This is a genomic window from Phenylobacterium aquaticum (assembly GCF_947378715.1).
GTDB classification, from domain to species: domain Bacteria; phylum Pseudomonadota; class Alphaproteobacteria; order Caulobacterales; family Caulobacteraceae; genus Phenylobacterium; species Phenylobacterium aquaticum_A.
The window spans coordinates 1-18,701 of the sequence record NZ_CANCLE010000074.1 but is presented as its reverse complement, the minus strand read 5'-3'; the positions used below and the strand labels follow the sequence as shown (position 1 = coordinate 18,701).

The 18,701-nt window shown below is 67.6% G+C and carries 13 protein-coding genes; 7 read left to right on the top strand and 6 right to left on the bottom strand.

The genetic code is table 11. The annotated features are described in order from the left end of the window. Window positions 1-7 precede the first annotated feature (7 nt). The 5 genes from pseH to Q7P21_RS11355 form a co-directional block, all read right to left on the bottom strand. Entirely contained in the window at window positions 8-577 is a 570-nt protein-coding gene (gene pseH, locus Q7P21_RS11375; RefSeq protein WP_304167884.1) for a UDP-4-amino-4,6-dideoxy-N-acetyl-beta-L-altrosamine N-acetyltransferase, read from the bottom strand. A gap of 126 nt (window positions 578-703) precedes the next feature. After that, window positions 704-1,576 carry an MBL fold metallo-hydrolase gene (locus Q7P21_RS11370; RefSeq protein ID WP_304167888.1) on the bottom strand — a complete coding sequence of 291 codons (873 nt, stop codon included), beginning with the start codon at window positions 1,574-1,576 and terminating at the stop codon, window positions 704-706. 1 nt (window position 1,577) lies between these two features. After that, window positions 1,578-2,633, bottom strand: coding sequence for a 2-oxoacid:ferredoxin oxidoreductase subunit beta (locus tag Q7P21_RS11365; protein ID WP_304167891.1), 1,056 nt, complete (start codon window positions 2,631-2,633; stop codon window positions 1,578-1,580). Then, window positions 2,630-4,480 (bottom strand): 2-oxoacid:acceptor oxidoreductase subunit alpha, encoded by a 1,851-nt coding sequence (locus tag Q7P21_RS11360; RefSeq protein WP_304167894.1) that lies wholly within the window; start codon window positions 4,478-4,480, stop codon window positions 2,630-2,632. Before Q7P21_RS11360 ends, Q7P21_RS11365 begins: the two co-directional genes overlap by 4 nt. Beyond that, window positions 4,465-6,261, bottom strand: coding sequence for an FAD-dependent oxidoreductase (locus Q7P21_RS11355; RefSeq protein ID WP_304167896.1), 1,797 nt, complete (start codon window positions 6,259-6,261; stop codon window positions 4,465-4,467). Before Q7P21_RS11355 ends, Q7P21_RS11360 begins: the two co-directional genes overlap by 16 nt. 314 nt (window positions 6,262-6,575) lie before the next feature. On the opposite strand from Q7P21_RS11355, the gene Q7P21_RS11350 reads away from it, so the two are divergent. The 5 genes from Q7P21_RS11350 to Q7P21_RS11330 all read left to right on the top strand — a co-directional run bounded on the left by Q7P21_RS11350 (window position 6,576) and on the right by Q7P21_RS11330 (window position 13,096). Next, window positions 6,576-6,758, top strand: coding sequence for a hypothetical protein (locus Q7P21_RS11350; RefSeq protein ID WP_304167899.1), 183 nt, complete (start codon window positions 6,576-6,578; stop codon window positions 6,756-6,758). A 103-nt stretch (window positions 6,759-6,861) separates the two neighbouring features. Beyond that, window positions 6,862-8,235, top strand: a complete 1,374-nt coding sequence (locus tag Q7P21_RS11345) for an ethanolamine ammonia-lyase subunit EutB (RefSeq protein WP_304167902.1) — start codon at window positions 6,862-6,864, stop codon at window positions 8,233-8,235. Continuing rightward, window positions 8,235-9,026 (top strand): ethanolamine ammonia-lyase subunit EutC, encoded by a 792-nt coding sequence (gene eutC / locus Q7P21_RS11340; protein WP_304177164.1) that lies wholly within the window; start codon window positions 8,235-8,237, stop codon window positions 9,024-9,026. The genes Q7P21_RS11345 and eutC overlap by 1 nt, the downstream gene beginning before the upstream one ends. 131 nt (window positions 9,027-9,157) lie before the next feature. Beyond that, entirely contained in the window at window positions 9,158-10,648 is a 1,491-nt protein-coding gene (locus Q7P21_RS11335) for an amino acid permease (RefSeq protein WP_304167906.1), read from the top strand. Between the two features lie 84 nt (window positions 10,649-10,732). Then, window positions 10,733-13,096 (top strand): ATP-binding protein, encoded by a 2,364-nt coding sequence (locus tag Q7P21_RS11330; RefSeq protein ID WP_304177162.1) that lies wholly within the window; start codon window positions 10,733-10,735, stop codon window positions 13,094-13,096. Window positions 13,097-13,199: 103 nt separating this feature from the next. Here the strand turns inward: Q7P21_RS11330 and Q7P21_RS11325 are convergent, their stop codons facing one another. Further along, window positions 13,200-13,688 carry a RidA family protein gene (locus Q7P21_RS11325; protein WP_304167910.1) on the bottom strand — a complete coding sequence of 163 codons (489 nt, stop codon included), beginning with the start codon at window positions 13,686-13,688 and terminating at the stop codon, window positions 13,200-13,202. Window positions 13,689-14,552: 864 nt separating this feature from the next. Here Q7P21_RS11325 and Q7P21_RS11320 point away from each other — a divergent pair. Both Q7P21_RS11320 and Q7P21_RS11315 read left to right on the top strand, forming a co-directional pair. Further along, complete coding sequence (locus Q7P21_RS11320) at window positions 14,553-17,087, top strand: TonB-dependent siderophore receptor (RefSeq protein ID WP_304167912.1); 2,535 nt, start codon at window positions 14,553-14,555, stop codon at window positions 17,085-17,087. A gap of 133 nt (window positions 17,088-17,220) precedes the next feature. Beyond that, on the top strand, window positions 17,221-18,701 hold a 1,481-nt coding region (locus Q7P21_RS11315), incomplete at its 3' end, for a tetratricopeptide repeat protein (RefSeq protein ID WP_304177160.1).

Sequence of the window (18,701 nt, the reverse complement as noted above, 5' to 3'; positions counted from 1 at the left end):
CGGCGAACTAGCCGACCTCAAATCCCCGCGCCCGCAAGCGCGCCAGGCTCGCCTCGCGCACCTCAGCCCAGTCGCGGGCCAACAGGCCCAGGCCCACCACGTCGCGGGGTTCGCCGCCCTTCCAGACATGGGCGCGATACAGCGCCTCGCGCTGGAAGCCGAAGCTCTCATGCATCTTCCAGACCGCCTCGTTCTCGACCAACACCTCGCAGCAGAGCTTGTTCAGCCCCAACGCGCCGAACACATGGTCGATCACCCAGACCTCGACGAAGGCCCCCACGCCCTTGCCGCGCACTGAGGGGCTGGCGAGGTAATAGGCCCAGCTGCACTTGCGGTTCTCAGGCGAGATATCGACGAGGTTGGCCAGCCCCACCGGCTCGCCCTGCAACTCGATGATCCAGTAGCGGCGGGCGGGATCGACCAGGGCGCTGGCCATGAACCGCCCATGTTCCTCGGGCGTGATCAGGTGGTCGGAATACATCCACCGCGCCACCTCCGGCTGATTGCGCCAGGCCAGCATCATGGCCGCGTCGGCGAAGGTGGCCAGGCGCAGGCCCGCATCGACGGGGTCGGTCATGGCGGCGCTCCCTCAGGCGACTCGATATCCGCGAAGGTCGCTCATCCGCCGCGCGACCGCCACAGACGAAGCGCGGCCAGAGCGCGTCAGGGCTAGGTGGAAGCCGGTTAGCCCGTCCGACGCGCTCTAAATATTTGAATTAGATTCTTCGAAGCGGAAGGCCGCGCCGTCGCGCTTCACATGGCCGGCCGTGGGCGCGGCGAAGTGGGTGCCGATCACCAGGATCGGCTGGTCGGCCACGTCGGCAAAGACGCCGCGCCGCATGACCGCCGAGGCCTTGGGATCGCTGTCGAAGGGGGGCGACCAGTCGGGATGGGCCAGCTGGCAGGGATGGTGGACCATGTCGCCGGTGATCAGGCCGCGCTGCCCCTCGGACTCGATGGCGACGCTGACATGGCCGGGCGTGTGGCCAGGCGTCGGGACCAGGCGCAGTTCAGGCGAGATGCGGTGGTCCATCTCCACCAGGTCCACGAGACCGGCGTCGAACACCGGCTTGACGGAGTCGGCCAGGATCTCCTGCTGATCCGCATCGCCCTCGGCGCTCCAATGGGCGTGCTCCGCCCGGCCGATCAGATAGCGGGCCTTGGGGAAGGTCGGGACCCACTTGCCGCCTTCCAGCATGGTGTTCCAGCCGACATGGTCCACATGCAGGTGGGTGCAGACCACCGCGTCGACGCCCTCGCGGGTCCAGCCCGCTTCCGCGAAACGGGCCAGGAAGTCGGTCGAAAGCGCCTGGCCGCCGACCAGGCTGCGCGGCCGGTCATTGCCGATACAGGTGTCGACCACCAGCCGGATGCCCGGCGCCTCGACCAGCAGGGCGTGGATCGACAGCCGCAGGTGGCCGTCCTCGGTCACATAGTTCGGATAGAGCCAGGGGATCTGGCGCAGGGCCTCCGGCGTCGCCTCCGCCAGGAACGGCCGCGCGGCGCTGTAGGGCACCGGCAATTCGATCTCGACGATGCGCGTGACGGTGACCGCGCCGATCTTCCAGCTGAGCATCCTAGCGCAGGGTCGCGTTGAGCTTGGCGAGCACGCCGGAGCCGGGGATCAGGGCCCGGTCGGCGAGCGCGTTGAGCGGGGTCTCCACCGTCTCCAGGGCCTCGTGCAGATCGGTCGCCTCCGGGTCAACATAGAGCAGGCCGGTGACGATCTCGCCGGCCGCCTGGCGCTGGGCCAGATAGCTCATGGCGGCGATGCGGTCGGTGGGGTCGTAGTGCTCCGCCAGCTTGTGCAGCGACAGCACCGAGCCGTCATGCTGGGTCACCTGCACCGTCGTGCCGGGCGCATAATCCACATGGATCGGATCGCGCAGCGGCACGACGTCCAGCCGGTTCACGCTCTCATTGTGCTCGCGCACATAGTCATAGCTCTTGGTCGAGCCGGCGTGGTTGTTGAACTGGACGCAGGGGCTGACTGTGTCGATGAAGGCCGCGCCCTTGTGGCTCAGCGCAGCCTTGATCAGCGGCACCAGCTGGGCCTTGTCGCCGCTGAACGAGCGGGCCACGAAGGTCGCCCCCAGCTGCAGGGCGACGCTGACCAGGTCGATGGCGCTGTCGTGGTTGACCACGCCCTTCTTCGACTTGGAGCCCTTGTCCGAGGTGGCCGAGAACTGGCCCTTGGTCAGGCCATAGACCCCGTTGTTCTCGACGATATAGGTCATGTTGACCCCGCGCCGGACGGCATGGGCGAACTGGCCAAAACCGATCGAGGCGCTATCGCCGTCGCCCGAGACCCCCAGATAGATCAGGTCGCGATTGGCGAGATTGGCGCCGGTCAGCACCGAGGGCATGCGCCCGTGGACGGTGTTGAAGCCGTGGCTGGCGCCCAGGAAATAGTCGGGCGTCTTGGACGAGCAGCCGATGCCCGACAGCTTGGCGACCCTGTGCGGCGGCAGGTCCAGCTCATAGCAGGCCTGGATGATCGCCGCCGAGATCGAGTCGTGGCCGCAGCCGGCGCAGAGCGTCGAGACCGAGCCCTCATAGTCGCGGCGGGTGAAGCCGAGTTCGTTGGGAACCAGGCTGGGGTGATGCAGCCTGGGCTTGGCCAGATAGGTCATTCGGCGGCCTCCGGAACGGACGTGCGGACGGTGGTCGGGGTCGCCCCGCCCATCAGGCCGCCGATCTCCTTGACGATGAACCGGGCGGTGATCGGGGTGCCGTCATAGTGCAGCACCGGGGTCAGCTTGGCCGGGTCTACATCGCCCTCATTGACGATCAGGGTGCGGAGCTGGGCGTCGCGGTTCTGTTCGACCACGAACACCCGGTCATGGGCGGCGATGAAGTCATAGACCTCGTCGGAGAACGGGAAGGCCCGGACGCGCAGGGCGTCCACGTGCTGGCCCTGGGCCTCGAGGATCTCCAGCGCCTCATGCATGGCCGGGGTGGTGGAGCCGAAATAGATCACGCCGGTGCGCGTGGCCTTGCGGGCGTCCTTGCGGACCGGACCGGGAACCAGGGTGGCGGCGGTCTTGAACTTGCGCAGCAGCCTTTGCACGTTGTCGACATAGACGCTGCCCTCCTCGCTGTAGCGGGCATAGGGGTTGCGCGAGGTGCCGCGGGTGAAATAGGCGCCCTTGTTCGGGTGGACGCCCGGATAGGTCCGATAGGGAATCCCGTCGCCGTCGACCTCCAGATAGCGGCCGAATTCGCGGCCCGCCTCCAGTTCGTCATGGGTCATGACCTTGCCGCGGTCGAGCTGGCGACTGTCGTCCCACTTGAAGGGCTCGGTCAGCCATTCGTTCATGCCGATATCGAGGTCGAGCATGACGAAGATGGTGGTCTGCAGCCGGTCGGCGAGGTCGAAGGCCAGGGCCCCGAACTCGAAGCACTCGCCCGGATCCTGCGGCAGCAGCATCGGGTGCTTGGTGTCGCCGTGACTGGCATAGGCGCAGCCCAGCAAGTCGGCCTGCTGCGTGCGGGTCGGCATGCCGGTGGAGGGCCCGCCACGCTGCACGTCGAAGATCACCGCCGGGATTTCGGCGAAATAGCTGAGGCCGATGAACTCGGTCATCAGCGAGACGCCGGGGCCGGAGGTGGCGGTGAAGGCCCGCGCGCCGTTCCAGCCGGCGCCCACCACCATGCCGATCGAGGCGATTTCATCCTCGGCCTGGACGATGGCGTAGCGCGCCTTGCCGGTCTCCGGATCGGTCCGATAGTCCTGGCAGAAGTCGGTGAAGGCCTCGGCCAGCGAGGTGGAGGGCGTGATCGGATACCAGGCGCAGACCGTGGCCCCGCCATAGACCGCGCCCAGACCGGCCGCCATGTTGCCTTCCACATAGATCCGGTCGCCGACCGCGTCGGCGCGGCGGACCTGCAGACCCAGCGGCTTGAAGGTCTCGGCCACATAGTCGCGGCCCATGTGCAGGGCCTCGACATTGGCCTTGATCAACCGGTCCTTGCCGGCGAACTGCTCGGCCAGCAGCTGCTCGATCACCGCGATCTCGATGCCCAGCAGGGCGGCGAGCGCGCCGACATAGATGATGTTCTTGAACAGCTGGCGCTCACGCGGAACCGAGTAGCGCGCATTGCACAGGGCGGTCAGGGGCACGCCCACCACCGTGATGTCGGGCCGGAACTTCGAGGCCGGCATCGGCTTGGTGGAGTCGTAGAACAGATATCCGCCGGGCTCGATCTCGGCGAGGTCCTTGTCCCAGGTCTGGGGGTTCATGGCGACCATCAGGTCGACCCCGCCCCGGCGGCCCAGATGGCCGGCGCCGGTGATCCGCACCTCGTACCAGGTCGGCAGGCCCTGGATATTGGACGGGAAGATGTTGCGCGCCGCCACCGGCACGCCCATCCGCAGCACCGACTTGGCGAACATCGAATTGGCGCTGGCCGAACCCGAGCCGTTGACGTTGGCGAACTTGACGACGAAATCGTTGGTGAGGGTCAGCGGGCCTGACATGCGCCGCCTCCCACATCACTCGCGTGGCTCATTTCCAATGTGAATCTCTGCATGTCCCAGGCGCCCGTCGGGCACCGCTCCGCGCACAGCCCGCAATGCAGGCAGACGTCCTCGTCCTTGACCATCACCCGTCCGGTCTTCAGCTCGGCCGAGACCATCAGGTCCTGGTCGAGATTGAGCGCCGGGGCCTTGAGGCGACCGCGCAGGTCCTCCTCCTCGCCATTGTCGGTGAAGGTGATGCAATCCACCGGGCAGATGTCGACGCAGGCGTCGCACTCGATGCACAGCGGCTCGGCGAACACCGTCTGAACGTCGCAGTTCAGGCAGCGCTGAGCCTCGGCTAGGCCCTGCTTGAGATCGAAGCCCAGCTCGACCTCGATCTTCACGTTCTTCAGCGCCTCGACCTTGTCGCGCAGCGGCACCCGGAAGCGCTGATCATTGGAGATGTCGTTGTCGTAGGACCATTCGTGGATGCCCATCTTCTGGCTGACCAGATTGGTCATCGGCGGGGGGCGATCGGCGAGATCGCCGCCCTGGCAGAAGCGGTCGATGGAGACCGCGGCCTCATGGCCCTGGGCCACCGCCCAGATGATGTTCTTGGGCCCGAAGGCCGCGTCGCCGCCGAAGAACACCCCGGCCCGCGTCGACTGGAAGGTGACCGCGTCGACCTTGGGCATGCCCCATTCGTCGAAATCGAGGCCCAGGTCGCGCTCGATCCAGGGGAAGGCGTTCTCCTGGCCGACCGCCACCAGCACGTCATCGCATTCGAAATGCTGGTCGGGGGCGCCGGTCGGCATGAGCTTGCGACGGCCCTTGTCGTCAAAGGTCGCCGCCACTTCCTCGAACAGCACGCCGGTCAGCTTGCCGTCCTTGTGGGTGAATTCTTTCGGGACCAGGAAGTTGAGGATCGGAATGTCCTCGTGGATCGCGTCTTCCTTCTCCCAGGGGCTGGCCTTCATCTCGTCGAAGCCGGAGCGGACGATGACCTTGACGTCCTCGCCGCCCAGCCGACGCGAGGTGCGGCAGCAGTCCATGGCGGTGTTGCCGCCGCCCAGCACGATCACCCGGCGGCCGATCTTCTCGATATGGCCGAAGGAGACGGAGGAGAGCCAGTCGATGCCGATATGGATATTGGCGGCGGCCTCCTGGCGGCCGGGCAGGTCCAGGTCGCGGCCGCGCGGCGCGCCCGTGCCGACAAACACCGCGTCATAGCCCTCGCCCAGCAGCGCGCCGAGACTGTCGATCCTTTGGCCGAAGCGCATGTCGAGGCCGAGATCGGCGATATAGCCGACCTCCTCGTCGATCACCTCTTCCGGCAGGCGGAAGCGCGGGATCTGGCTGCGGATCATGCCGCCGCCCTTGGCCTCGGCGTCATAGACGACGACGTGATAGCCGAGCGGGGCCAGGTCGCGGGCTACGGTCAGGGCGGCGGGGCCGGCGCCCACCAGGGCCACCCGCTTGCCATTGGGCGCGGCGATGGCGGGCATGAAGCTCGACACGTCGGCCTTGTTGTCGGCGGCCACCCGCTTCAGGCGGCAGATGGCGACAGGTTCGTCCTCCACCCGGCCGCGCCGGCAGGCGGGCTCGCACGGCCGGTCGCAGGTCCGCCCGAGAATCCCCGGGAAGACGTTCGACTTCCAATTGACCATGTAGGCGTCGGTGTATCGCCCATCGGCGATCAGACGGATGTATTCGGGGACGGGCGTGTGGGCCGGACAGGCCCACTGGCAATCTACGACCTTGTGAAAATAGTCAGGCCCGTCGGTACTGGTGCGCTGCAAAACCCTATTCCTCCCGGGACGCTCTACTCCCGGGACGACAAAAGCCCGCTCGCGGACGCGAAAACGTCCGTCGAATGTGCGGCCCGCGCCCCGGCGCGGCGATAAACCCCATCTAAGTCCCGAATTTCGCCCGCGCCAACCCGCTTTCTGACGCTTGTTTGAATGACCCAGGGGAAATTTTCAGCCGTCACATTATGGTCAACAATGCGTGAAGACCGCCCTGCGACAGATGAATCCGCTTTGGAAAAACCCTTCTGAGCGTCAGGCTTTTAGGACTCGCCGATGAGTGAGCCTCCAGCCCCGGGAGCCGCGTCATGTCCAATCCCTTCGAGCTCGCCCCCCCTCAGGTGGCGGATATTGAACTGCACGACGCCGTCGCATCGCCCTTCGATGGATCGGGTGAAGACGACGCCGAAGCCACCCTCCACGCCGAGATCAACGGTCGGCGCGCTGCGGCTGAGAACCCCACAGCGCTGCGGCTGGCCCGCGCGCTCTAGGATTCCGCTCATCCCTGACTGGGGTGCGCGGAAATAGGACATCCGACGGCGTGACTCGGCAGCGCCCCTCGCGCCATCCGCCGACCGGCGCCATGATCGCCCCATGGCCTTCCACCAGACCGCCGGCGCCCAGCGCTACGCCTTCGCCGACCTGCGCGAGCTGATGGCCAAGGCGACGCCGCTCCGATCCGGCGACGCCCTGGCCGGGATCGCGGCGACCACTGCCCAGGAGAACATCGCCGCCAAGCTGGTCCTGGCGGACCTGCCGCTCAAGGCCCTGCTGGCCGAGCCGCTGGTGCCCTATGAGATCGACGAGGTCACCCGGCTGATCTGCGACAGCCATGACGCCCAGGCCTTCGCCCCCATCGCCGCGATGACCGTCGGCGAATTCCGCGAATTCCTGCTGGCCGAGACCACGACCGGCGAGACCCTGCAGCGCCTGTCGCCGGGGATCACGCCAGAGATGGCCGCCGCCGTCTCCAAGATCATGCGCAACCAGGACCTGATCGCTGTGGCCCGGAAGATCCGGGTGGTGACCCGGTTTCGAAACACGCTCGGCCTGCCAGGGACCCTGTCGGTGCGGCTGCAGCCCAACCATCCGACCGACGATCCCGCCGGGATCACCGCCTCGATCCTCGACGGGCTGATGTATGGCTGCGGCGACGCGGTGATCGGCATCAATCCGGCCTCTGACAGCCTGGCCGCGATCAGCGACCTGCTGCGCCTGACCGACGGGATCATCCGCCGCTTCGACATCCCGACCCAGTCCTGCGTGCTGGGCCATGTGACCAGCTCCATTGAGCTGATCGAGCGCGGCGCGCCCCTGGACCTGGTCTTCCAGTCGATCGCCGGGACCCAGGCCGCCAACGCCAGCTTCGGTGTCACCCTGGCCCTGCTGAAGGAGGGCCGCGAGGCGGCCCTGTCGCTGAAGCGCGGCACGGTCGGCGACAATGTCATGTACTTCGAGACCGGCCAGGGCGCGGCCTTGTCGGCAGGCGCCCATCACGGGGTCGATCAGCAGACCCTGGAGGCCCGCGCCTATGCCGTGGCCCGCGCCTTCGACCCCCTGCTGGTCAACACGGTCGTGGGCTTCATCGGGCCGGAATACCTCTATGACGGCAAGGAGATCATTCGCGCCGGCCTGGAGGACCACTTCTGCGGCAAGCTGCTCGGCGCGCCCATGGGCTGCGACGTCTGCTACACCAACCACGCCGAGGCCGATCAGGACGACATGGACAGCCTGCTGACCCTGCTGGCGGCGGCGGGGATCAATTTCATCATGGGCGTGCCGGGCGCCGACGACATCATGCTGAACTACCAGTCCACCTCCTTCCACGACGCCCTCTATGTGCGCGAGGTGTTCGGCCTGAAGCGCGCGCCGGAGTTCGAGGCCTGGCTGGAGGGTCTGCGGATCACCGGCCCCGACGGCCGGCTGGCCCCACGCAACGCCGCCCACCCGCTGCTGGCGGCGGTCTGATGGCGCAGCCCCCTGACCGCGCGCCGCCCCGGGACCCCTGGACTCACCTCGCGGCCCTGACCCCGGCCCGCATCGCGCTCGGCCGCGCCGGACCGGGCCTGCCGACCCGCGAGGTGTTGGGCTTCGCGCTCAGCCACGCCCAGGCCCGCGACGCCGTCCACACCCCCTTCGCCGCCGCGCCGATCGCCCGGGCGCTGGCCGACCTGGGCCTGGCGACGCTGTCGGTGGAGAGCGCCGCGCCAGACCGGGCGACCTATCTGCGCCGGCCCGATCTCGGGCGGCGGCTGTCGGACCGCGCCCGCGTCGAGCTGGAAGCCCGGACCTTCCCACCCTGCGACCTGGCGATCGTCGTCGCCGACGGCCTGTCCAGCGCCGCCGTCCACGCCCACGCCGCCCCGCTGATCGCGGCCCTGCTGAACCGGCTCGAGGGAGTGTCGATCGGCCCGGTGGCGCTGGCCAGCCAGGGGCGCGTGGCCCTGGGCGATGAGATCGGTCAGGCCCTGGGCGCCCGCCTGGTCGCGGTGCTGATCGGCGAGCGGCCTGGCCTCTCCGCCCCCGACAGTCTGGGGGTCTATCTGACCTTCGCGCCCCGGATCGGCCTGACCGACGCGGCGCGCAACTGCATCTCCAATATCCGCGCCGCGGGCCTCAGCTATGACGAGGCGACCTTCAAGCTCGCCTGGCTGATCGGCGAGGCCCGGCGGCTTGGCCTGACCGGCGTGGCCCTGAAGGATGAGAGCGACCTGGCCCAGCTCCCCTCGGTTGGCGGCGCGATCCTGCCCCAGGGTTGAGCGCCGGCCCACCGCGGCGCCCGCGAACGCGCCGGCCAGCCGGTCCCCCGCCGATCACGCAACTGTCGGTTTGCCCTGCGCGGCGTCCCATCACATCGTTCGCCGATCAGGTTCTTAACGCGGGGGCGGCAGTGAGCGAGATCAAGGAAGCGGGCGTCAGCTACGAAACCGTAGGCGCCGAATATTTCGAGAAGCGCGGGCTGAAGCGCTATGCCGGGGTCTTCTCCCTGTGGGCGCTGGGCGTCGGGGCGGTGATCTCCGGCCAGTTCTCCGGCTGGAACCTGGGCATGGGGACCGGCGGCTGGGGCGGCATGTTCGTCGCCACCATGATCATCACGGTCATGTATCTGGGCCTGACTTTCTCCATAGCGGAGATGGCGGCGGCCCAACCCCACACCGGCGGCGCCTATTCCTTCGCCCGGGCGGCCATGGGCCCCTGGGGCGGCTTCATCACCGGCCTGTGCGAGAACGTCGAATATGTGCTGACCGCCGCCGTGGTCTGCTTCTTCATCGGGACCTATCTCAGCGCCATCTTCGGCACGCCCCCGGAATTCCAGCCGGTCTATTGGGTCGGGGCCTATCTGGTCTTCGTGGGCGTCAATGTCGCCGGCGTCGCCCTGTCCTTCCAGGTGACGGTTGGCGTGACCCTGCTGGCCCTGGCCAGTCTGGTGGTGTTCTGGCTGAGCGCCCTGCCCCATGCCGACTTCTTCAAATACGCCATGAATGTCGGGCCCGGCGGAACCGAGCTGCCCAATGGCCACGGCCCCTTCCTGCCGGCCGGCATGGGCGGGGCCCTGGCCCAGCTGCCCTTCGCGGTCTGGTTGTTCCTGGCGATCGAGCAGCTGCCTCTGGCGGCCGAGGAATCCCATACGCCGCAGCGCGACCTGCCCAAGGGCATTCTCGCGGGTATCTTCACCCTGATCATCTCGGCGCTGCTGGTGCTGTGGCTGAACGCGGCGATCTCGCCCGGGACCTTTCAGCTCGCCAAGTCGGGCCAGCCGATCCTCGACGGCTTCGCCGTGCTCTATGGCGGCGGCCTGGCCAAGGTGCTGTCGGCCGTGGCGGTGGCGGGCCTGGTGGCCAGCTTCCACGCGGTGATCTTCGCCTATGGCCGCCAGGTCTATTCCCTGTCCCGCGCCGGCTATTTCCCCCGCGCGCTATCCGTCACCCACGGCGCGCGCAAGACCCCCGACATCGCCCTCATCACCGGCAGCCTGATCGGCCTGCTGGTCATGCTGGCGGTCTGGTTCATCCTGGGGGCCGAGAAGGGTGCGGCGACCATTGGCGGGACCCTGCTGAACATGGCGGTGTTCGGGGCCATGTTCTCCTATGTCATGCAGGGGTTGAGCTTCATCCTGCTGCGCCGCAAGCTGCCCGACCTTGAGCGGCCCTATCGCAGCCCGCTGGGCGTGGCCGGCGCGGCGACGACCGTGGTGATCGCCGTCATCACCATCCTCTATCAGCTGAAGGATCCGATCTATCGCTCCGGCGTGCTGGGGGTGGCGATCTGGTTCGCCGTGGGCGCGCTCTATTTCGCCCTGGTGGGCCGTCACCGTCTGGTGCTGTCGCCTGAGGAGGAGTTCGCGATGGGTAAGGGGCACGGCGACCACAGGGCGCACTAGGCGACCTGGCGGTGCAACGGCTGTCAAAGCCTGGCGGCTTGTCTATCATGGCGAGCTCATGATCACTGGGCCGCCGAGGAGCCTATGGCCGCCACTGAGCCGCGCCCGATCGACCTACCCGTCCTGACCGCCAGGCTCGCCGCCCTGGCGAAGCGCGATATGCACGCCGAGATGCTGTCGGACCCCCAGGGTCGGTTGGCCTGGGTCAATGAGGGCTTCACCCGGCTTACCGGCTACACCGCCGAGGAGGCCCTTGGCCATCGCCCCGGCGACCTGCTGCTGGGCCCGGATGCCGACCTCCGGGCGGTCGAGTTGATGCGCGCCCGCCTGGCCACGCGCCAACCGTTCCGCGCCGAGATCGAGAACCGCCATAAGTCTGGACGGCGCTACTGGGTCGACTTTCATGTCCGCCCCCTGATCAATGATCGCGGCGAGCTGGAAGGCTTCAGCGGCCTGATGATCGAATCGATTCCCACCCACCAGCTGCAGGATCAGCTCAAGGCCGCCGCTGTTTCGTTGTCTTCCGCCGCCCAGTTGGCCCGCCTCGGCGGCTGGGAGGCGGACCTCCGCCACGACCTCGTCCGCTGGAGTCCCGAGCTCAAGGCGCTGTTGGGCCGCCCCAATCTGATCGAGGACCCGGCCGCCACGCTTGAGATGTATCCGGAAGAGGTTCGCGGCTGGGTCCGCGAGCTGCTCACCGACGCGGTGGTCCATGGCGCCCGGATCGACTTCGAGGCGCCCGCCGTGACCGGCGCGGGCGAGACCATCTGGCTGCGGGTGATCGGCCAACCCGAGATGGTCGACGGCCGCTGCGTGGCCGTTCGCGGCGCGAGCCAGGACATCACCGCTCAGCGCCAGGCCCTGGCCGAACTGCGCGATTCGGAACGCTTCGGCCGCGGCGTCATCGACGGCATTGGCGCGCTGCTGACCGTCATCGACGCCGACGGTACGATCGTCGAGGCCAACAAGGCGTTCCGGGCCATGGCCGCCGAGCTGGCCAAGGTCGAGACCTATCCCATGGGCCGCAACCTGTTCTTGGTGCTGGCCAATCTGCCGGGCCGCCATGGCGCCGCCCTCACCCGGGGCATCCGCGCGGTGCTGGCCGGCGAGCGGTCGACCTATAGCCGCGCCTATTCCAGCCGGGCCGGCAAGTGGTTCCGCCTGACCGCCTCGCGCTTCGACGGCGACGGGCCGGTCCGCTGCGTGGTGATCACCCAGTCGATCGAGGACCTGAAGCGCCAGGAACGGCGGCTGATGGAGATGAACCAGCGGCTGAAGCGGGCCCGCGACGAAGCCCACTCCGCCAGCCAGGCCAAGTCCGCCTTCCTGGCCACCATGAGCCACGAGATCCGCACCCCGCTGAACGGGGTGCTGGGCATGGCCCAGGCCATGGCGCGCGACGAACTGTCCAATGTCCAGCGCGAGCGGCTGGGCGTGATCCGCCAGGCCGGCGAGACCCTGCTGGTGCTGCTGAACGACCTGCTGGACCTGTCGCGGATCGAGGCCGGCAAGCTCGACCTGGAAGACGGGATCCTGGACCTGCGCCAAATGCTGACCGGGGTGCAGGCCACCTTCACCACCCTGGCCGCCGACAAGGACGTCTCGCTGGCGGTCATCATCGCGCCGGAGGCCGAGGGACGCTGGCGCGGCGACCCGACCCGGGTGCGCCAGATCCTTTACAACCTGGTCTCCAACGCCGTGAAGTTCACCGCGCGCGGGGCGGTCGACGTGCGGGTCTCGGCGGATCAGGCCGGCCTGACCTTCGAGGTGGCGGACACTGGCCCCGGCATCGCGGCTGCGCGCATTGGTCAGCTGTTCGAGACCTTCGTGCAGGAGGATGCTTCCACCACCCGCCGCTATGGCGGCTCGGGTCTGGGACTGGCGATCTGCCGTCAGCTGACGGATATGATGGGGGGCGAGATCACGGCGCGCAGTGAACTGGATGTGGGGTCGACCTTCACGGTGACCCTGCCGCTTGAACGCTTCGCGGGAGAGGCCCCGCCAGCGCCCGTTGAAGCTCGCCTGGAGGCGCCCGGAACACCGATGGACCTGAAGATCCTCGCCGCAGAGGACAACCCCATGAACCAGATGGTGCTCAAGACCCTGCTGGCGCAGCTGGGGCTCGAGGTCCACTGCGTCAGTGACGGTCGCCAGGCCGTCGAGGCCTGGGACCAGGGTCAGTGGGACGCCATCCTCATGGACGTCCAGATGCCGGTGATGGACGGCCCTGACGCCACCCGCGAGATCCGTCGGCGGGAGGCTGAGAGCGGCCGGGCCCGCACGCCGATCATCGCGCTCACAGCCAACGCCATGGCCCACCACCACACGGAATACCTCGGCGCCGGCATGGATGTGCTGGTGCCCAAGCCGCTGGAGCTCGAGCGGCTGCTGCTGGCCATCCAGGAGGTGCTCGACGAGGCCGATGGCGGCCAGATCGACATCATGTGACCGTCGGGGCCTGACGCTCAGGCGTCTGCCCCTCCGGGCCTGAGCATCTGGTCGGGGGCGTGCGCCCTCGCCGCCGGCCCACAGCGGAGAGGGCGCCGCGGCCTCAAGGCTTCTTGACGGCCTGGACCTCGATCTCGGCCAGCATGCCCGGCGCCACCAGAGCGGCGACCTGGACGGTGACCCGGGCCGGCTTGTTGGGCTGGGTCGCGGTGCCGAAGAACTGGGTATAGCCCTCCATCATGCCTGCGAAATCCATCTTGCCGCCCTTGGCCGGGTCGCCGGCCAGATAGACACGCATCATCACCACGTCGCCCATGGTCAGGCCCTGGGCCGTCAGGACGTCCTGGATCTTCTTCATGATGCCGAGCGTCTGGGTCTTGGTGTCGCCAAACTCCGGCGGCGTGCCAGCCGGCGCTCCGGCGTTCAGGGCCGGCGGGGTCTGGCCGGAGACATAGACGGTCGTATAGCCCGGCGGCACCACCGTGGCCGAGGCGATGGCCGCGGTCGGCGCGCCGATGTGCGCCACCTGGGCGGCGGCGGGCGCGGCGGCGCCCAGCAGGGGCAAGAGGGCGGCCAGCATCAGTTTGCGCATCGGGTTCTCCCATCTGTGGACCGCGCGCCGGGGGGCGACGGTCGGTTCGCTTCGATCAGTCCATAGACGCTGAAGAGGACGAAGCTGTCATCCGCCTGAGACATCTCCGGCGCCGCCCAAGGAGGCGGTCCTGGCCTTCGCGCCAAGCGCCCAGGACGCCGTCGCCGCGAAAGCATCGCCGCGCCCGGTTCGGCGCCTGCGAATTAGACCGCCCCGACGGCGGGCGCCGACGCCCTAGGCAGCCTCGCCTGGGCGAACAGGCCAGGGCGACATCAGATTGGGCAATATTTGAGCGATGAGTGCCCAAATATTCCTCAAATATTCGAGTCGCACCAAGAGCTATCGTCTTCCGAGAATCTAAATTTTGATGAACTCATAGCGACACTCGTGTCTAGGTCGCCCAATTCTTGAGCATTAGGCGCTTATTTCAGCCACGAAATAGCCGCGCTTGGAACCTCCTGCCGCCTCTGATTGACACCCCCAGGGATCCATGACGACGTTTTATTAGTAGCCAAACGTCGATTCAAAAATCGCGTAGGGCTCATAACACCTGTTCGCGTCACAAATATAAACGACCGAGGAAACACACAGGGCGGGCTCACACTATCGTTGTGAGAATGCGTCTTTATGAGAGTTTTGAATTGTACAACGCCACCACGTCGCTTGCACAAGAGTGCTTCGAATTGGGCTTTGTTCGATATCTGCAACGATAATACTCGGGTTTCACCTGAAGATCTCGCGATGAACGGCGGATACCACTCCGACGAGGCGGCGATCGCCGGTTCAATTTCGGTTCCTGACACCATCAGAAACTGAGGAAGCGCGGCTCCCTTTTGGGCCGCCAATGATGAGGGGCAATAAAACATGACAAAAAAACAACGTATTGGATGGTTCGCGGGTGTCTCCCTGGCCAGCCTCGCGGCCGCCGTGGCGACCAGCGCTTCAGCCGCCGCCGGACCGACCGATGTCGAAGAAGTCATCGTCACCGGTAGCCGCGTCACCGGCATGAAGGCCGCCGACTCCGCCGCGCCGATCCAGGTGCTTGGCGCGGTGGCGATGAAGCAGGTCGCCCAGCCCGACCTGATCCAGGCGATGGCGCAGAACCTGCCGTCGTTCAACGCCCAGGCCTTCGGTGGCGACGCCGCCAACCTGACGCTTTCCGCCGCCCTGCGCGGCCTGAGCCCCAACCACACCCTGGTTCTGGTCAACGGCAAGCGCCGTCACGCCACCGGCAACCTCGCCGTGCTTGGCGGCAGCCCCTATTCGGGCGCGGCCACGGCTGACCTGGGCCTGATCCCGGTCGGCGCCATCGACCACGTCGAAGTCCTGCAGGACGGCGCGGCCGCCCAGTACGGCTCCGACGCCGTCGCCGGCGTGGTGAACCTGATCCTGAAGAGCGCCTCCAGCGGCGGCGTGGCCACCGTGACCGGCGGCCAGTACTACAAGAATGGCGGCAAGTCGGGCGCCTGGTCGTTCAACAACGGCATGAAGCTGGGCGAGAACGGCTTCCTCAACTTCACCCTGGAAGAGCGCTACCACGAGTTCAGCCGCCAGGGCGGCGCGGACCGTCGCCTGTTCAACCGCGACGGCACCCTGAAGTCCACGGTCAGCACCGTGGACAAGGGCGTGCTCAATCAACCGGGCTCGCCGAACGTCAACAACATCAACGGCGACCCGCAGTACAATATCTATAACGGCTACTTCAACGCCGGCTACGATCTGGGCGGCGGCGTCGAGCTCTACAGCTCGGGCAGCTACAGCCACCGCAACGCCGACTCCTACGAGAACTACCGCGTCCCCACCAAGATCAAGGGCGTGACCTCGACCGGCGTCACCTATTACCCGCTGCCGACCGGCTTCAACCCGACCGAGACCCTGGCCGAAGACGATTTCGCCTTCACCGGCGGGATCAAGGGCTCGATGGACACCTTCACCTGGGACCTGTCGAGCACCTACGGTCAGGACGCCGACAAGATCTACACGAACAACTCGGCCAATGCTCAGCTGTTCCCGGTCCTGGCGGCCGTCTCGGCCACCCCGATCATTCCGCAGCGCGACTTCTATGACGGTCAGTTCAAGTCGACCGAATGGACCACCAATGCGGACTTCACCCAGACCTTCGAGCTCGGGATGGCGACGCCGTTGACCTTCGGGTTCGGCGCCGAATATCGCAAGAACACCTACAGCATCGAAGCGGGGGAGCCCTCGTCCTACTACGGCGCCGGGGCCCAGTCCTTCACCGGCTATGACCCCTCCAACGCCGGTGAGCACAGCCGCCACGACTATTCGGGTTATGTCGAGTTCGACGCCCATCCCATCAAGGACTTGGACGTTCAGCTGGCCGGCCGCTACTCGAAGTACAGCGACTTTGGCGAGTCGACGGTCGGCAAGCTGACCACGCGTTACGACTTCAACCCGATGATCGCCATCCGCGGCACGATCGCCACGGGCTTCCGCGCGCCGACCCTGGCGGAAGAGTACTATTCCGGCACCAACGTCTCGCCGTCCTCGGCGGCCGTGCAGCTGCCGGCTAACTCGCCGTCGGCCCTGATCGCCGGCTTCAAGCCGCTGAAGCCCGAGAAGTCGAAGAACTACAGCATCGGCTTCGTCGCTCACCCGATCGAGCGGATGCAGATCACCTTCGACGCCTATCAGATCGACATCGAAGACCGCATCCAGACCACCGGCTTCCTCTATGGCTCGATCGTCTCCGGCGGCGTGAACAACGTCATCTCGCAGGCGGTCCTCGACTCCATCTCGGCGCACGGGAACACCCTGGACGGCGGCATCTCCTACGCCGGCATCAATGTGTTCACCAACGCCGTCGACACCCGCACCAAGGGCGCCGAACTGACGGTCACCTATTCCACCGACTTCGGCGAATATGGCCACGTCGATTGGACCGGCGGCTTCAACTACAACGAAACCAAGGTCACCAAGCAGAACCCGCTGCCGGCCCAGGACTTCTCGGCCAAGCCGGCGATCATCACCCAGAACTCGCTGCTGTCCTCCAGCGCCCTCACCGGCCTGACCACGGCGACGCCGAAGTACAAGCTGGTCGCGGGTGGCTACTGGACCCTGGGCGATTGGAGCGTGAATCTCCGCGAGGCGATCTATGGCAAGTCCTCGACCCTGGTGAGCACGGCCAACATCTTCACCAACCTGGAGATCCCGTCGGCCGCGATCACCGACCTGACCGTCGCCTACAAGATCACCCCGGCCCTCAAGGTCGAAGGCGGCGCCAACAACCTGTTCGACAAGAGGCCGCCGAACGTCCCCTACCTGTCGTCGATTGGCCGCCCGGCCAACGGCAGCAACGTCTATGACGCGCCGATGACCTCGTCGCCGTACGGGATCAATGGCGGCTACTACTACGCCCGCGTGACCCTGACTTTCTAAGGCTGCACGGAGAGCTAAGGCTGGGGCGGGTCGGGGGAAACTCCGATCCGCCCTTTCCATTTGCGGCCCTATGCAGGCTGGACCGCCGACGGGTAAGAAGCGGGCTCAGCATCTGGCCCACCAGGATGACGACATGGCCTCCATGACCAAGGGCGCCCCGGCCTCGACCATCGAGCGCGCGGCCGCCCTGCTCGCCAGGGACCCGGCGCGGGCCGGACGCGAGGCGGAGGCCTTGCTCAAGGCCGATCCCAGGGACCCGCGCGCCGCCCTGATCCTGGCCTCCGCCCGACGGCGACTGGGAGATCCCCGCGCCGCCCTGGCGATCCTGGTCCCCCTGGCCCGGGCCTTTCCGAAGGCGGCCAACACCCAATACGAACTTGGGGTCGCCCTCGCGGACCTGGGCGACGCCGCCGCCGGCCTGGCGGCCCTGCGCCAGGCCGTCAGCCTCAACCGCGATCTCCCAGACGCCTGGCGCGCCCTGGGCGACCTGCTGTTCCGCGAGGGCCAGGCCGCGGCCGCCGAGGCCGCCTTCGCCGAGCATCGCCGCGCTGCGGTCCTGGACCCCGCGCTCAAGCCCGCCGCCGAGGCTCTGTTTCGCGGCGAGGTGACCGCCGCCGAACAGATGCTGCGCGGGCACCTGCTCGCCAACCTCACCGACGCCAGCGCGACCCGGATGCTGGCGGAGGTCTATGTCCGCCAGTCGCGGCACGGCGACGCCGAGGTGCTGTTCGCCCGCAGCCTGGAACTCGACCCCGACCACGACGGCGCCCGGTTCGGCTATGCCGACGCCCTGTTCAAGCAACAGAAGGCCACCCAGGCCCTGGCCCAGATCGAGGCCCTGGTCGCCGGCGCGCCGCGCGACCCGGCCTATCTGAACCTGCTGGCCGCCTGCCTGGCCCTGGTCGGCGACGACGACCGGGTGATCGCGATCTTCGAGGGACTGCTGGCCGACTATCCGAAGCAGCCGAGGCTCTGGCTGAACTACGGCCACACCCTGCGCGCCGTCGGTCGGCGCGACGACGCGGTGGCCGCCTACAAGCGCTGCCTGGCGCTCGCCCCCGACCTCGGCGACGCCTATTGGAGCCTGGCCAATCTCAAGGTCGCCTCGTTCACGGAGGCCGAGGAGGCGACCATGCGCGCCGCCCTGGCCAAGCCTGACCTGGCCATCGATGACCGCCTGCACCTGCACTATGCGCTGGGCAAGGCGCTGGAGGATCGCAAGGCCTTCGAGCCCTCGTTCCAGCACTATGTGGAGGGCGCGGCCCTGCGCCGGGCGACGACGCCCTACGACGCCGAGGCGACCACCGCCCATATGCGCCGCTCCAAGGCCCTGTTCAGCGCCGAGTTCCTCGCCGACCGCCAGGGGCAGGGCTCGACCGCCGACGCCCCGATCTTCATCCTCGGCCTGCCGCGCTCCGGCTCGACCCTGATCGAGCAGATCCTGGCCAGCCATTCGGCCGTCGAAGGCACCATGGAGCTGCCTGATATCGGCATCATCGCCCGAGGTCTCGGACCAACCTATCCGCAGGCCCTGGCCGAACTCGACGGGGCGGCGCTCCGCGCGCTGGGCGACGGCTACATCGCCTCGACCCGGCCGCATCGCAAGCTGGGGCG

Excerpts from the sequence above, each read along its gene's own strand:
- Q7P21_RS11360 (WP_304167894.1), bottom strand. The coding sequence starts at position 4,480 with ATGTCAGGCCCGCTGACCCTCACCAACGATTTCGTCGTCAAGTTCGCC.
- Q7P21_RS11325 (WP_304167910.1), bottom strand. The coding sequence starts at position 13,688 with ATGCGCAAACTGATGCTGGCCGCCCTCTTGCCCCTGCTGGGCGCCGCC.
- eutC (WP_304177164.1), top strand. The coding sequence starts at position 8,235 with ATGGCGCAGCCCCCTGACCGCGCGCCGCCCCGGGACCCCTGGACTCAC.
- Q7P21_RS11365 (WP_304167891.1), bottom strand. The coding sequence starts at position 2,633 with ATGACCTATCTGGCCAAGCCCAGGCTGCATCACCCCAGCCTGGTTCCC.
- Q7P21_RS11350 (WP_304167899.1), top strand. The coding sequence starts at position 6,576 with ATGTCCAATCCCTTCGAGCTCGCCCCCCCTCAGGTGGCGGATATTGAA.
- Q7P21_RS11370 (WP_304167888.1), bottom strand. The coding sequence starts at position 1,576 with ATGCTCAGCTGGAAGATCGGCGCGGTCACCGTCACGCGCATCGTCGAG.
- pseH (WP_304167884.1), bottom strand. The coding sequence starts at position 577 with ATGACCGACCCCGTCGATGCGGGCCTGCGCCTGGCCACCTTCGCCGAC.
- Q7P21_RS11320 (WP_304167912.1), top strand. The coding sequence starts at position 14,553 with ATGACAAAAAAACAACGTATTGGATGGTTCGCGGGTGTCTCCCTGGCC.
- Q7P21_RS11345 (WP_304167902.1), top strand. The coding sequence starts at position 6,862 with ATGGCCTTCCACCAGACCGCCGGCGCCCAGCGCTACGCCTTCGCCGAC.
- Q7P21_RS11330 (WP_304177162.1), top strand. The coding sequence starts at position 10,733 with ATGGCCGCCACTGAGCCGCGCCCGATCGACCTACCCGTCCTGACCGCC.